Source organism: Stenotrophomonas sp. CFBP8994, from assembly GCF_034044835.1.
GTDB lineage: Bacteria > Pseudomonadota > Gammaproteobacteria > Xanthomonadales > Xanthomonadaceae > Stenotrophomonas > Stenotrophomonas rhizophila_A.
The window spans coordinates 208,267-223,089 of sequence record NZ_JAXCWT010000005.1; the positions used below are offsets into that span (position 1 = coordinate 208,267).

The window sequence follows — 14,823 nt, forward strand, 5'->3', positions numbered from 1 at the left end:
TGTTTATGTGCATGGCGTGCGGCGGCTTACTTGACTCCGTGCATCATCCGCTTCAGCAGCGGCGAGCCAGCCATTGCCACGGCTGCGCAACCGAGGCCGATCCACATCAGCAGCCAGAACAGGTGTTCGTAGCTGGCGGCGGCCGCGGCGATGTTCATGGTTTCGCCTTCTGGCACTTCAATGGCGGCGAGCTTGCCGAACAGCGCGGCGAGGGTTTCGGAGAACGCGGTGGCCAGGAACCAGGTGCCCATCATCAGGCTCACCACGCGCGGCGCGGCCAGCTGGGTGACGGCGGACAGGCCCACCGGCGACAAGCACATCTCGCCGATCTCCAGCACCAGGTAGGCCAGCACCAGCCACCACACGCTGGCCATCTGGCCGGTGCTGCCGACCTGCTGGGCAGCGAGGGCGAGCGGGATGAAGGAAAGCGCGGCAAACACCAGGCCGAGCGAGGATTTGACCGGCTTGGACGGGTCCAACCGGCGCTTGTCGAGCCACGCCCACAGCACGGCGAACAGCGGGGCGAGCACGACCAGGAACAGGCCGCCCAGGTAGGTGAGCGAGCCGGCGGTCTGCGGAATCACCAGGCAGTCGCGGACCAGGAGCACCAGCATCAGGGCGACGATGGCGATGAACAGGTTCCGCGGGGCGGTGGAACCGGGGCGGCGTTCGGACAGGCGTGCGGCGACCACGAAACCGAGCGGCGCCAGCAGCAGGGAGGCGATCGACCACGGGATCGGGGTGCCGCCCTGGAGCACCAGCGCGGGGACAAGGTCCTTGGTGAGCATGCGGTCGGTGAAGGTGACCCAGGAGCCGTAGGTCTGCTCGTACAGGGTGAAGAACACCAGGGCCATGAAGATCAGGGCCATGAGGGCGATCATCTGCTGGCGTTGCACGGGGGTGCAGCGGGTGCCGGTGAACCAGGCGAACCAGAGCAGGACGCCGCCGAGCACGACCACCATGAGCAGCAGGGCGAGGCTGATTTCGCCGCCGATGGCGAAGGCGCCGTTGGCGGCGGACCACATGAGGGCGGCCACGGGAATGACGCCGAGCACGGCGATGCCGTAGATCAACCATTCGCGGGGGACGCCGGCAATGCGCTGGCGCAGGGCGGCGACGTTGGTGGGTTCGGCGTGGCCCTGCAGGTACTTCTGGCCCCACAGGAACATGGCCAGGCCGATGACCATGCCGATGCCGGCGGCGCCGAAGCCGTATTTCCAGCCGTAGGCTTCGCCGAGGAAGCCGCAGACGAGGGAGGCGAACAGGGCGCCGAGGTTGATGCCGGCGTAGAACAGGGAGAAGCCGGAATCGCGGCGGGGGTCGCCTTCGGGGTAGAGCTTGCCGACGATGGTGGAGATGTTGGGCTTGAGGAAGCCGACGCCCATGATGATGAGGGCAAGGGAGAGGTAGGTGATGCCGAGGGCGGCATCGTCGCGCACGATCTGGCCGTCGATGCGGGTGGCGGCATGTCCTTCGAAGGCCATGCCGAGGTGGCCGAGGACGAGCAGGATGCCGCCGAACACAACGGCTTTGCGCATGCCCAGCCAGCGGTCGGCGAGCAGGCCGCCGAACACGGGAATGCAGTAGACCAGGCCGCCGTAGGCGCCGAGCAGGTCTAGGCCTGCCTTGTCGCCGAACAGGTGGTACTTGGTGAGGTACAGCAGCAGCAGCGCCTTCATGCCATAGAACGAGAAGCGCTCCCACATCTCGGTGAAGAAGCAGACGTAAACGCCTTTGGGGTGGCCAAGGAAGTCGTCGGAAGCGGAAAGGGCGGTGGCGGTCATTAGGCGATAAGCGACAAAACAGGTCGCGATTATCACTCGACCAGTCCCTCGGTAGGTGCCGACCGTTGGTCGGTACGCTGTTGGGTCTGCGCCGACAGCCTGGCGATTCACTTTCACCTGCTGGGGCGCGGGGCGGCAGGCCCCAGCGGGACGCGCGTGAACCCATCCATGGGGCTCATCGCAGCTTGCGCGTGTGCGCTGTCCTGCGCACACGGCAAGACCGGGGTTGGGCTCCTGCCCAGCCCGTCGGGCGTATACGCCCGACCCATGCTGCTCAAGGTCCCGCTGGGGCCTACCGCCCCGCGCCCCTCAACGATCGCGATGTCGGAACGAAAGGCCGCGTAGAGCCACGCCATGCGTGGCTGCTCTTAGCGACGTACCCGGCAGCCACCCATGGGGTGGCTCTACAGGTACCGCAACCAGACAAGATCTTTGCGGCGTGCCTTCAGGCGCGCGAACTCGCGCGTTGGCCAATAAAGGGCCAGCGCCAGTGCGGCGGTGATCAGCCACAGCATCCACACATGGTCCACGGCGAAATAGGCGCCGTGGGTCTGGCCCCAGCGCGCTTCGGCGGCGACGTAGAGCAGCTTCAGCACATACAGGTGCAGCAGGTAGAAGAACATCGGGGCGGCGCCGATGCTGGCCAGCGGGGCCAGGGCGCGGGCGATCCGGGGGTTTTCGTAGAGGCGCAGGAGCAGCAGTCCGATGCCGAGGGTGAGCAGCAGGAACAGCAGGGACGGCGGGTACTTGGTGACGTTGAAGAGGCTCATCAGGGTCTGCCCGGCGCTGGCCATGGCCTGCCAGGGGGCGTCGCCGTAGACGTTGGCGGCGCGCAGCAGGGCGAAGGCGAGCAGGGCGCCGCTGCCGGCCCAGAGCAGGCGGCGTTGGCGCAGGGCGGGGTCACCGGTTCGGGCGAACCAGGGGCCGAGGGTGTAGCCCAAGGCGATGACGGCGATCCAGGGCAGCACGGGGTAGGAGGTGCGCAGGCGCAGGGCATCGCCGGCGGCGATCCAGTCGCGCTGGTGCAGGATCTTCCAGAGCACGGCGAGCGGGCCGTCGCCGCTGACGTGGATGCCGTCGAGCAGGTTGTGGCCGGCGATCACCACCAGGGCCAGGGCGGCGAGGGCGGGGCGGGGCAGCCAGAGCAGGCCGGCCAGGGCGACCATGCTGATCCCGATCGCCCAGATCACCTGCAGGTAGATCACGCTGGGCGGGAACTGCAGGGTCCAGGCGAAGTTCACCACCAGCAGTTCAAGCAGGACCAGGAACAGGCCGCGCTTGAGCAGGAAGGCGGAGGCGGCGCGGCGGGGGGCGGCCTGGCTGCTGCCGTACAGCCAGGCGGACAGACCGGTGAGCAGCACGAACACGGGGGCGCACAGGTGGGCGAGCAGGCGGCTGAGGAACAGGGCGGGCTCGACCTGGTCCACGACCATCGGGTCGGGTACCTGCTGGTGCAGGTAGAAGGTTTCGCGCACGTGGTCCAGCAGCATCAGCACGATCACGGTGCCGCGCAGCTGGTCGATGGAGGTCAGGCGGGGGGAGGCGGGGGCCACGGGTGCGCCGGTGGTGGCGTGACAGGATATAACATTACAAATCAGGGTGCGCGTCCATTTCCCGGGGTTTACCGATTACGGCGACCGGCGCTACCCGCCTTGCGTTACCAAGGCATGAAGGCTAGGTTTGACAGGATTTTTTGCCAGCAGGGGCTTCCATGAACAACGACGACGCTGCGCCCAGACAGCTCACATTCCGCGCGGTGGTGCTTGCCATCGTGCTGGCGGTGATCCTGTCGGCGGCCAACGCCTACCTGGGTCTGTTCGCAGGCCTGACCATCGCCACGGCCATTCCGGCGGCGGTGATTTCCATGGGGGTGCTGCGCCTGCTGGGCGGCGGCACGATCCTGGAAAACAACATCGTGCAGACTGGCGCTTCGGCCGGTTCGTCGATCGCCGCCGGTGTGATCTTCACGATCCCGGCGCTGGTGATCATGGGCTACTGGCCGGACTTCAAGTACTGGTGGGTGCTGGGCATCGCCGGCCTGGGTGGCCTGCTGGGCGTGCTGTTCTCGGTGCCGCTGCGCCGTTCGATGATCGTCGAAGACCCGCTTCCGTTCCCGGAAGGCAAGGCCGCGGCCGAAGTGCTCAAGGCCGGTGAGAACCCGGGCCCGGGCCTGAAGATCCTCGGCCTGTCGGCGGTGATCGGTGCGGTGGTGAAGCTGGCTGCGGAAAGCGGCATGCGCCTGATTCCCGATGCTTGGGCGACCTCGGCCTACGTGGGCAGCTCCAAGGTCACCGCGTTCATCGGCACCAACCTGTCGCCGGCGCTGCTGGGCGTGGGTTACATCGTCGGCCTCAATGTAGGCATCGTGGTGGTGTCCGGCTCGATCCTGACCTGGCACATCGCCATCCCGCTGTACCAGGCGTTCTTCATGAACACCGATCCGGCCCTGGCCGCGTCGATCGCCACCGCCTCGTCCACCGAGGCGGCGTTCGCCATCTGGGGCGCGAAGATGCGCTACCTGGGCGTGGGCGCGATGCTGATCGGCGGCGTGTGGACCCTGATCTCGCTGCGCAAGTCGCTGCTCAACGGCGTCAAGAGCGGCTTTGCCGCCGCGCGCAAGAGCGGCGGCCCGGCGCTGGCGCACACCGAACGCGACCTGCCGATGAAGTGGATGCTGGTGGCGCTGGTGGCCTTCACCCTGCCGCTGCTGGCGCTGTACCAGGCCATCGTGGGCCAGTGGCACGTGTCGATCCCGATGACCCTCATCATGATCGTTGCCGGCTTCCTGTTCGTCTCGGTCTCGGCCTACCTGGCCGGCCTGATCGGCTCGTCCAACAACCCGGTCTCGGGCATCACCATCTCCACCATCCTGTTCGCCTCGGCGGTGCTGGTGCTGCTGCTGGGCAAGGACGGCCTGACCCCGGTGGGCGTCGGTGGCGCGCCGCTGGGTGCGGTGGCCGCGATCATGATCGGTGCGGTGGTGTGCTGCGCCGCTGCCGTTGGCGGCGACAACCTGCAGGACCTCAAGGCCGGCTACATCGTGGGTGCAACGCCGTGGAAGCAGCAGCTGATGCTGGGCATCGGTGCGTTCTCGTGTGCGCTGATCATGGCGCCGGTGCTGAACCTGCTGGCTACCGCGTACGGCATCGGCGTCAAGTCCGAGCTGCACCCGAACGCGCTGGCCGCACCGCAGGCCAACCTGATGGCGTCGGTGGCCAAGGGCCTGTTCGGTGGCGAACTGCCGTGGACCTTCATCGGCATTGGTGCCGTGGTCGGTGCGGCGATCATCGCCTTCGACAGCTGGCTGAAGTCGCGCAACGCCCGCTTCCGCGTGCCGGTGCTGGCCGCTGCGATTGGTATCTACCTGCCGCTGGAACTGATGGTGCCGATCTTCCTGGGCGGCCTGATCTCCTACCTGGTCGAGCGTTTCCACAAGGTGCGCGCCGACGATGAAGAAGGCCGCGACCGCGTGCACAAGCCGGGCGTGCTGTTCGCTGCCGGCCTGATCACCGGTGAAGCACTGATGGGCATCGCCATCGCCGTGCCGATCGTGGTCAGCAGCCGCGCCGACGTGCTGGCCGTGCCGTTCCACCTGCCGGCCGCGCAGTGGATCGGTCTGGCGGTGCTGTTCGTGGTGGGCTGGCTGATCTACCGCACGGGCAAAAAAGCCACCGCGGTCTGATCGAGAGCCCATGTGAACCCGACAAACCCCGCCACGGCGGGGTTTGTTGTTTCCGGGGCATGACGTGTGGCCTTTGCGCTGGGAGGCTCCCGCCCCCTACCATCGGCGTTTTGCCGTTCCGCGGAGAACCCGATGAAGCTTCGTTACGCCCTGTTGCCGTTGTGCCTGCTGACCGCGCTGCCGTCGCTGGCCGCCACGCGTGGCCTGGATGTGCGCGACATGATCGCGCTGGATCGGGTTTCGGCCCCGCTGCTGACCGCCGATGGCGGCAACGTGGTGTTCGCCAAGCGCGTGGTCGGCACCGACAGCAAGGCCAGCACCGGCCTGTTCATCCGCAACCTGCGCACCCGCGATGCGGCCCCGCCCAAGCCGCTCACCCCGGCCGGCTGGAACGTCAATTCGGCCGCGCTGTCGGCCGACGGCGAGACGGTGTACTTCCTCAGCGCCAAGGGCGGCAGCCAGCAGTTGTATTCGATGCCGCTGGTCGGCGGCACCCCGCGCCAGCTGACCGATTTCGCGGTGGACGTGGACAGCTTCCAGATCTCGCCGAAGGGCGACCGCGTGGCCTTCAGCGCCGGCGTGTTCCAGGACTGCGGTTCAGACCTGGCCTGCACCAGCAAGAAGCTGGACGCGCACAAGGCGCGCAAGAACACCGGTGAAGTGTTCGACAGCCTGTTCGTGCGCCATTGGGACACCTGGAACGACGGCCGCCGCAACACCCTGTTCGTGGCCCCGCTGCCGGCCGCCAAGGCCGCTGCAGTCAAGGGCGCCTCGGCGATCAGCGCGACGCTGGCCGGCGATGCGCCGTCCAAGCCGTTCGGCGGCAATGACGACTTCACCTGGGCGCCGGATGGCAAAAGCGTGGTGGCCAGCATCCGCGTGGCCGGCCGCGAAGAAGCATGGTCGACCAACTTCGACCTGTACCGCCTGGATGCCGAGGGCAAGCAGGCCCCGGTCAACCTGACCGCGGCCAACCCGGCCTGGGATGCCGGCCCGGTGTTCAGCGCCGACGGCAACACCCTGTACTACCGCGCGATGAAGCGCCCGGGCTTCGAGGCGGACCGTTTCGGCGTGATCGCGCTCGACCTGGCCTCGGGCAAGACCCGCGAAATCGCCCCGGGCTGGGACCGTTCGGCCGGTGAAGTGGTGCTGTCGCAGGACGAAAAGAGCTTCTACACCGCGGCCGATGACCTGGGCGAGCACCGCCTGTTCAACATCGACATCGCCACCGGCAAGGCCACGGTGGTCGCCGAAGGCGGCAGCGTCGGCTCGCCGGTGATCGCCGGCAGCACGCTGGCCTACACGAAGAACAGCCTGAAGAGCGGCGACCAGATCGTGGTGGCCCAGGCCGACGGCAGCAGCCCGCGCGAGATCACCCCGAGCGCCGGCCAGATGCTGCCCGACGTGGCCTTCGGCGATTACGAGCAGTTCCAGTTCAAGGGCTGGAACAACGAAACCGTGCACGGTTACGTGGTCAAGCCGTACAGCTACCAGGAAGGCAAGACCTACCCGGTGGCGTTCCTGATCCACGGCGGCCCGCAGGGCAGCTTCGGCAATGGCTGGAGCTACCGCTGGAACCCGCAGACCTACGCGGGCCAGGGCTACGCGGTGGTGATGATCGATTTCCACGGTTCCACCGGCTACGGCCAGGCGTTCACCGATGCGATCAGCCAGCACTGGGGCGACCGCCCGCTCGAAGACCTGCAGAAGGGCTGGGCGGCGGCGCAGAAGCAGTACCCGTTCCTCAACGGCGACAAGGCCTGCGCGCTGGGCGCCAGCTACGGCGGCTTCATGGTCAACTGGATCGCCGGCAACTGGAACGAGCCGTGGAAGTGCCTGGTCAACCATGACGGCGTGTTCGACCAGCGCATGATGGGCTACGCCACCGAAGAGCTGTGGTTCACGGAATGGGAGCAGGGCGGCACGCCGTTCGCCAAGCCGCAGAACTACGAGAAGTTCAACCCGGTCAATCACGTGGCGGACTGGAAAAAGCCGATCCTGATCATCCACGGCCAGCTCGACTTCCGCATTCCGGTCGAACAGGGCCTGGGCGCGTTCACGGCCGCGCAGCGCCAGGGCATCGAGTCGAAGTTCCTGTACTTCCCGGACGAGAACCACTGGGTGCTCAAGCCGCAGAACAGCGTGCAGTGGCACGACACCGTGAACGGCTGGCTGAAGCAGCACATCGGCGAGTGATGTCGAAAGCGCCGCCGAAAGGCGGCGCTTTCATATGTGGTTACCCAACGCGCACGCGCGCACCCCTTTCCAGGCGCTCCATTCCGTGAAAGCACCCGCTCTGATCCAGAACGACATCGTAGTTTTCGGCCTCATCGCCGCCACCCTGGGTGCCGTGTTCTGGACCGCCTCACGCGAGACGGGGTTGTGGAAGCGCTTCTACACCTTCGTGCCGGCACTGCTGCTGTGCTACATGATTCCCGGCATCTACAACACGGTGGGCCTGATCGACGGGCAGAACACCAGCCTGTACAACCCGATCGCGCGCGACATCCTGCTGCCGGCCGCGCTGGTACTGCTGACGCTGGCGGTGGACATCAAGGGCATCCTGCGGCTGGGCCCGAAGCTGATCGTGATGTACCTGGGCGCGTCCTTCAGCATCATGATCGGTGCGGTGGTGGCCTTCATGCTGATGAAGTGGGCGCACCCGGAAACGGTCGCCGGCGATACCTGGGCGGGCATGGCCGCGTTGGCCGGCAGCTGGATCGGCGGCGGCGCGAACATGCTGGCCATGCGCGAGGTCTTCGACGTCAACGCCACCACCTTCGGCCAGTTCGCGGTAGTGGACGTGGGCGTAGGGTACGTATGGATGGCGGTGCTGATCTTCATGGCCGGCCGCGCGGCGAAGATCGACGCGCGCACCGGCGCGGATACATCCGCGATCGATGAACTGAAACTGCGCATCGAAAAATTCCAGGCCGAGCACGAACGCGTGGCGAGCCTGACCGACCTGATGCTGATCGTGGCGGTAGCGTTCGGCACGGTGGGCCTGTCGCACGCCATCGCCGGCCCGGTATCGGCCTGGTTCAAGGGGCACGTGGCGTGGGCTTCGCAGTTCAGCCTCGACGCGCCGTTCGTGTGGGTCGTGGTGATCTCCACCACCTGCGGCCTGGCATTGAGCTTCACCCGCGCGCGCAACCTGGAAGGCGCGGGCGCCTCGAAGCTGGGCTCGCTTCTGCTGTACTTCCTGATCGCCTGCATCGGCATGCAGATGGACCTGCTGGCCCTGCTGGAACGCCCGTGGCTGTTCGCACTGGGCCTGATCTGGATCGCCGTGCACATCCTGCTGCTGCTCGCACTGGCCATGGCGCTCAAGGTGCCGTTCTTCTACTTCGCCATCGGCTCGCAATCCAACATCGGCGGGCCGGCTTCGGCGCCCGTGGTTGCGGCTGCGTTCCATCCCTCCCTTGCTCCCGTTGGCGTGCTGCTCGGGACAATGGGGTATGCGACTGGTACGTATCTCGCTTACATCGTTGGCATTACGCTGCGGGCTTTGGCAGGCGGCTGAGTTCTCCTGCGTAGAAGCGCTGGCGTTTTCGTTCTCTGCGCGCGGGGGAGCGGGGTGGAGGGGGTAGCGGGGCACGCGTGAACCCATCCATGGGGCTTATCGCAGCATCCATGCTGCTCAAAGCCCCGCTACCCCCTCCACCCCGCTCCCCCAGACAGGCATGCGTCGGCGGACAGGAAGTCAAAGGCAGATGGCGTCAGGTCGATCGAATTGTTTCGCCGTAGAGCCACGCCATGCGTGGCTGAGCGGCAACCTGAATGTCCGGGCTCGCGCGATGCTTTTGACCTTGTATCCGGTCGTCGCAGAGAACTGAGGGGGCGAGGGCGGGGGTGCCCTGGCCGGACTTTGAGCAGCATGGGTCGGGCGTATACGCCCGACGGGTTGGGCAGGAGCCCAACCCCGGTCTTGCCGTGTACGCAGGACAGCGCACACGCGCAAGCTGCGATAAGCCCCATGGATGGGTTCACGCGTGTCCGGCCAGGGCACCCCCGTTCTCGCACCGCGCGATGAAAACCGAACAGCCAGCGCTCTACGCGTGGATCCAGCACCGCCGAGAGCGTTTATCCGCCCAGGCGCAATGCGTCGCCGTGCCGATCGTTCGTATCGGCAGTCGTCTGACGACCGACCCTACCGCGCTCATGCGCGCGTGCGCTCGTACACCGTTTTACGCGGCGAGGAGGCCGCGTTCGATCAGCCAGGCTTTTGCGTCTTCGGCATCCTGCTCGAACCAGGCGCGCGTGGAGCCGAGGCGATAGGTGTAGCCCCAGGCATCCATGTCCGCCATCAGCTGCGCGCTGCCTACGCCCGGCAGCTGACCGGCCAGCACGATCTGCAGGTAACAGGTGGCGTCTTCTTCGGGGACCGAATCGGTCGCGTCGGTGTGCACCAGCGCGCGGCGTTCGGGCGGCAGTACGATCAGGTGGCAGGCCTCGTGCAGCATCGAGTGCACCGGCGTGTCGTTACGCACGTAGACGTCGCTGGCGATGATGCCCGCCTCGGGCTCGCCCCAGTAACTGCCTGGAATCGGTGCGCCATCGGCCACGTGGTGCAGCTGCAGCGCGTGGCGGGCCAGCAACGCCGCCGCATCCTCGAAGGCGATGTCGGCCACCCGGGTGACCTGCGGTTCTGCTTCGGCGGCGGTGTTCATGGCGTGTGCGTCCTGCGCCCCTTCCCGGTGGGGAAGGGGCCTTTACGGTCAGGGCTGCTGCGGGCCTTCCGGCAGCGCCACCGAAATGTCCAGCACGTCGTGCTCGCCGTCCTTGACCAGGTCTACCTTGACCGCGTCCGCGTCGATGTTCACGTACTTCTTGATCACTTCCAGCAGCTCACGCTGCAGCAGCGGCAGGTAATCCGGGCCGCCACGGTGGCTGCGTTCCTGCGCGATGATGATCTGCAGGCGGTTCTTGGCCGTTTCGGCGGTGGTCTTCTTCGTCTTGAGGAAATCGAACAGGCCCATGCTTACCCTCCGAACAGCTTGCTGAAGAAGCCCTTCTTCTCAACAACGGTGAAGCGCATCGGGCGCTCTTCGCCGAGGATGCGGGCCACCGCATCATCGTATGCCTGGCCTGCGGGCGATTCTGCATCCAGGATCACCGGCTCGCCCTTGTTGGACGCGTTCAGCACATCCCCCGACTCCGGGATCACGCCGATCGCCTTCAGCCCCAGCACCTCTTCCACGTCCGTGATGCTCAGCATCTCGCCCGACTCCACCCGGACCGGGCTGTAACGGGTCAGCAGCAGGAAGGCCGGCACGTTCTGGCCCGATTCGGCCTTGTGCGTCTTCGAATCCAGCAGGCCGATGATGCGGTCCGAGTCGCGTACCGACGACACTTCCGGGTTCACCACCACCACCGCGCGGTCGGCGAAATACATCGCCAGGAACGCACCCTTTTCGATACCCGCCGGCGAATCGCAGATGATGTAATCGAAACCGTCAGCGGCCAGGTCCTTCAGCACCTTGCCCACGCCTTCCTGGGTCAGCGCATCCTTGTCGCGCGTCTGCGATGCCGCCAGCACGTACAGGTTGTCGAAACGCTTGTCCTTGATCAGGGCCTGCTTGAGCGTGGCCTCGCCGTGCACGACATTCACGAAGTCGTACACCACGCGCCGCTCGCAGCCCATGATCAGGTCGAGGTTGCGCAGGCCGACGTCGAAGTCGATCACCGCCACCTTCTTGCCCCTGCGCGCAAGGCCGCAGGCAAGGCTCGCGCTGGAAGTGGTCTTGCCGACGCCGCCCTTGCCGGAGGTGACTACGATGATTTCAGCCAAAGGACTTCTCCTGATGATTCTGTTGGGTTGCCGCGTCAGTCCAGCGCAGCGATCTTGATCTGGTCCTGTTCCAGCCACACCTGCACGGCCTTGCCGCGCAGGTTGTCCGGGACATCGTCCAGTACCTTGTAATGGCCGGCAATGGCGACCAGTTCAGCGTGGAAGTCACGGCAGAAAATGCGCGCCGTGGTGTTGCCCTGGGCACCTGCCAGGGCACGGCCCCGCAGCGTACCGTAAATATGGATGCTGCCATCGGCGATCACCTCGGCGCCCGCGCCGACCGTGGCCATCACCGTCAGGTCGCAGTTCTCCGCGTACAGCTGCTGGCCCGAACGCACGTTGCTGGTCTGCATGCGGCCGGGCTTGGGCGCATTGCCCGCGTCCACCGCCGCGGCAGGGGCCGGTGCGGCGGCACGCGCGCGGCGTGCCGGTTCCGGGGCCGGTGCGGCTGCAACGGGCGCAGGTGCCGGCTCAGCCTCGGCGCGCTCGTACTGCGCGCGGAACTTGGCCAGCAGCGGCAGCCCCAGCTGCTGCGAGAGCAGGTCGGTTTCGTTGCTGCCGTAGGCCAGCGCCACCGGCAGCACGCCGGCACTGCGCAGGCCATCCAGCAGCGCCTGGGCCGTGGCCACGTCGGGCATCTGGCTCAGGCCGCCGAAGTCCAGGATGACCGCAGCGCGGCCGAACAGCTTCGGCGCGCGGGCCACGCGGTCGTGCATTTCGCGGGTGAGGCGTTCCACATCCAGGGTGCGGATGCGCAGGTTGGCGATGCCCACCTGGCCGATCTTCAGTTCACCGGCCTGTTCAAAATCCATGTTCGCCGCCACCTCAGGTCCCCGTCGGTCGATGCGCGCGCAGCGGCTCGCGACGCTGGCCCACCCAGGGCACGTCCGGCAGCGCGTCGCCGTAGGTGTCGTGCACCCACTGGTAACTGCACAGGTCCTTGAGCAGCATGCTGGCCCGCACATCCACGTGCGGCATGTTGTTCTGCCCGACCTCGCGGAAGCCGAAGCTGCCGTGGAACAGCAGCGCCGCATCGGCGCCGTGGTCCAGGAACACCTCGCAGGTCAGCTGCGGGTAGCGCAGCTCGGCGTAGCTCTGGGCATCGGCGTAGAACGCCCGGCCCACACCACCGCCACGGCGGCGGCTGGCCACCACGATGCGGTCGATGTAGAAGAATTTGCTGGTCAGGTGCTGCTTGAACCACGCGAAGTTGCTGCTGTCGTGCTGGCTGTCGCTGCCGAAACCGATCAGGAAGCCGGCCAGGTTGCCGTCGCGCTCGGCGACGCGGAAGTATTCAGCGGTTTCATAGAACAGGCGCAGGCGGGCGGCATCCAGCGGAAGGATGGCCAGGCCGGCGTTGTTGTTCAGGGCCAGGACGGAATCGAGCTCGTGCTCGCGCACGTCGCGGATGACAATCGACATTGTGACTCCGTGGGGTAACGCGGTTGGCCCGTCTAGGGGCCCTGCCGGTGATTATTGCATGGGTGGCCGGGCAGGGCACAGGCCAGCCATGACTTATGTCCGGGTGCAGCGGCGCAGGTTCAGCCTAAGATGCGTCCATGTTGGGATACCTCAGCCAAACCCGAGTACTGCGACTGGCCGGCCTGTTCACCTGGGTCATGCTTGGCCTGCCGCTGGTCTATTCCCAGTACGAAGCGGTCCGCCGCAGCGGCGGCATCGACGTGCCGCCCCTGCTGTTGTTCGTGTCCTACCTGGCCTTCGGCGGCGGCTACCTGTGGCTGACCCGCGGCCTGCGCAACGGCGGCCATTCGGCCTGGTACGACCGCGCCATCCTGGTCCTGCTGACCATTTCCGCCCTGGCCGTGAGCTTCCTGAGCGGCTCGGGCCTGGGCAGCATCCTGATGATGGTGGCCGCCGGGGTCATCCCGTGGATGCTGCCGGCCCGGGTCGGGGTGATCTGGCTGCTGGTCAGCCAGCTGGCGGTCGCCCCGGTCTATTACCTGTTCCTGCCGTTCTCGCTGTTCGAGGCGGTGATGCAGTCGCTGCTGTATGGCGGCTTCTCCATGTTCATCTTCGTGACCAGCCTGGTCGCCCGCCAGCAGACCGACGCCCGCGAAGAGCAGCGCCGGCTCAATACGGAGCTGCGCGCCACCCGCGTGCTGCTGGCCGAAAGCGCACGGGTAAACGAGCGCACCCGGATCTCGCGCGAGCTGCATGACCTGCTCGGCCACCACCTCACCGCGCTGAGCCTGAACCTGGAAGTGGCCGGCCACATCACCGAGGGCCAGGCCCAGGAGCATGTGCACCAGGCCCATACCCTGGCCAAGCTGCTGCTCACCGACGTGCGCGAAGCCGTGAGCCAGCTGCGCGACAGCGGCGCCATCGACCTGGCCGCCGCGCTGCGCCCGCTGACCGAGCAGGTGCCCTCGCTGGACATCCACCTGGACATTGAAGAACCACTGAGCGTGGAAGACCCCGAACAGGCCCACGTCCTGCTGCGCTGCACCCAGGAGATCATCACCAACGCGGTGCGCCATGCGCGCGCCCGCAACCTGTGGATCCAGGTATTCCGCGAGCCGCCGGGGCAGGTGGTGGTGCAGGCGCACGACGATGGCGTCGGCGCCGATGGCATCGTGATCGGCAACGGCTTGCGTGGCATGCGGGAACGCCTGCAACAATGCGGCGGTGAGCTGCAGATTGAAACCCACCGGGGTCAGGGCTTCCGCCTGCGCGCCTCGGTTCCCGGCGTGCCAGTGCTGATGCTGGGTGCCATCCTGGAAGGAGTGCGTTGATGATTCGCGTCTGCCTGGTCGACGACCAAACCCTGGTGCGGCAGGGAATCCGCTCGCTGCTCGCCCTGGATGACGGGATCGAAGTGGTGGCCGAAGCCGCCGATGGCCGCCAGGCCGTCGAGGTGGTGCCGCAGATCCGCCCCGACGTGGTGCTGATGGACATGCGCATGCCGGTGATGTCCGGGCTGGAGGCGCTGCAGTCGCTGTCGCGGCTGGGCCAGCTGCCGCCGACCATCATCCTCACCACCTTCGACGATGACCAGCTGGTCCTGGCCGGGCTCAAGGCCGGCGCCAAGGGCTACCTGCTCAAGGACGTGACCCTGGAACAGCTGGTCGGTGCCATCCGCACCGTGGCCGATGGCGGTTCGCTGGTGCAGCCGGCGGTCACCCAGCGCCTGCTGTCGGGGCTGGAGCACATGCGCAACGAGTTCGTGAGCCTGGATCGGCCCGACCCGCTCACCGACCGCGAGACCGAGATCCTGCGGCTGATGGCCAGCGGGTTCTCCAACAAGGAGATCGCCAATTCGCTGGGCGTGGCCGAAGGCACCATCAAGAACCATGTGTCCAACATCCTGTCCAAGCTGGGCGTGCGCGACCGCACCCGGGCGGTGCTGAAGGCATTCGAGCTGCAACTGGTGTGAACATGAACGCCAGTTGAAAGCCTTGTGTGGCAAGGCCTGCGGCGGTCGTCGCAGGCCTCCTTGCCGAAACCGGCAAATAAATATGGCCAACGGCCACATGCTGGCCCGCGCGATGCGCTATCTTTCCGCTCCTTGTCTATTCAAAACCGCTGCTGGTATGGAAACCGGTGCG

Annotated in this window: 12 protein-coding genes; 5 read left to right on the forward strand and 7 right to left on the reverse strand. The window is 66.7% G+C overall.

The features are described from left to right. Positions 1–26 precede the first annotated feature (26 nt). Both SOM39_RS15315 and SOM39_RS15320 read right to left on the reverse strand, forming a co-directional pair. Positions 27–1,784 carry an oligopeptide:H+ symporter gene (locus SOM39_RS15315; RefSeq protein ID WP_320458827.1) on the reverse strand — a complete coding sequence of 586 codons (1,758 nt, stop codon included), beginning with the start codon at positions 1,782–1,784 and terminating at the stop codon, positions 27–29. Positions 1,785–2,188: 404 nt separating this feature from the next. After that, positions 2,189–3,337: a DUF1624 domain-containing protein gene (locus SOM39_RS15320; RefSeq protein ID WP_320458828.1), complete on the reverse strand. Its 1,149-nt coding sequence runs from the start codon at positions 3,335–3,337 to the stop codon at positions 2,189–2,191. A 158-nt stretch (positions 3,338–3,495) separates the two neighbouring features. Between SOM39_RS15320 and SOM39_RS15325 the strand changes: the two genes are divergently transcribed. The 3 genes from SOM39_RS15325 (at position 3,496) to SOM39_RS15335 (ending at position 8,989) form a co-directional block, all read left to right on the forward strand. Next, positions 3,496–5,466 carry an OPT family oligopeptide transporter gene (locus tag SOM39_RS15325; protein WP_320458829.1) on the forward strand — a complete coding sequence of 657 codons (1,971 nt, stop codon included), beginning with the start codon at positions 3,496–3,498 and terminating at the stop codon, positions 5,464–5,466. A gap of 132 nt (positions 5,467–5,598) precedes the next feature. Further along, positions 5,599–7,662, forward strand: a complete 2,064-nt coding sequence (locus SOM39_RS15330) for a S9 family peptidase (protein ID WP_320458830.1) — start codon at positions 5,599–5,601, stop codon at positions 7,660–7,662. 85 nt (positions 7,663–7,747) lie between these two features. Continuing rightward, positions 7,748–8,989 (forward strand): DUF819 domain-containing protein, encoded by a 1,242-nt coding sequence (locus SOM39_RS15335; protein ID WP_068854583.1) that lies wholly within the window; start codon positions 7,748–7,750, stop codon positions 8,987–8,989. Between the two features lie 664 nt (positions 8,990–9,653). Here SOM39_RS15335 and SOM39_RS15340 read toward each other — a convergent pair. Genes SOM39_RS15340 through SOM39_RS15360 form a run of 5 tightly spaced genes read right to left on the reverse strand, consistent with a single transcriptional unit; the run spans position 9,654 to position 12,679 of the window. Continuing rightward, the gene (locus SOM39_RS15340; protein ID WP_306989446.1) at positions 9,654–10,136 is read right to left on the reverse strand and encodes a hypothetical protein; all 483 of its coding nucleotides are present in this window, start codon (positions 10,134–10,136) and stop codon (positions 9,654–9,656) included. 48 nt (positions 10,137–10,184) lie between these two features. After that, on the reverse strand, positions 10,185–10,445 hold the full coding sequence (gene minE / locus SOM39_RS15345) for a cell division topological specificity factor MinE (RefSeq protein ID WP_068850125.1): 261 nt from the start codon (positions 10,443–10,445) through the stop codon (positions 10,185–10,187). Between the two features lie 2 nt (positions 10,446–10,447). Next, a complete protein-coding gene (gene minD / locus SOM39_RS15350) occupies positions 10,448–11,257 on the reverse strand; it encodes a septum site-determining protein MinD (RefSeq protein ID WP_184125282.1) in 810 nt (269 codons plus the stop codon). Between the two features lie 35 nt (positions 11,258–11,292). After that, a complete protein-coding gene (gene minC / locus SOM39_RS15355) occupies positions 11,293–12,069 on the reverse strand; it encodes a septum site-determining protein MinC (protein ID WP_068854585.1) in 777 nt (258 codons plus the stop codon). Positions 12,070–12,082: 13 nt separating this feature from the next. Continuing rightward, positions 12,083–12,679 carry a GNAT family N-acetyltransferase gene (locus SOM39_RS15360; protein WP_068850131.1) on the reverse strand — a complete coding sequence of 199 codons (597 nt, stop codon included), beginning with the start codon at positions 12,677–12,679 and terminating at the stop codon, positions 12,083–12,085. Positions 12,680–12,816: 137 nt separating this feature from the next. Between SOM39_RS15360 and SOM39_RS15365 the strand changes: the two genes are divergently transcribed. Both SOM39_RS15365 and SOM39_RS15370 read left to right on the forward strand, forming a co-directional pair. Continuing rightward, a complete protein-coding gene (locus SOM39_RS15365) occupies positions 12,817–14,010 on the forward strand; it encodes a sensor histidine kinase (protein WP_068850134.1) in 1,194 nt (397 codons plus the stop codon). Continuing rightward, a complete protein-coding gene (locus SOM39_RS15370) occupies positions 14,010–14,651 on the forward strand; it encodes a response regulator (protein WP_068850140.1) in 642 nt (213 codons plus the stop codon). The genes SOM39_RS15365 and SOM39_RS15370 overlap by 1 nt, the downstream gene beginning before the upstream one ends. Positions 14,652–14,823: the final 172 nt, after the last annotated feature.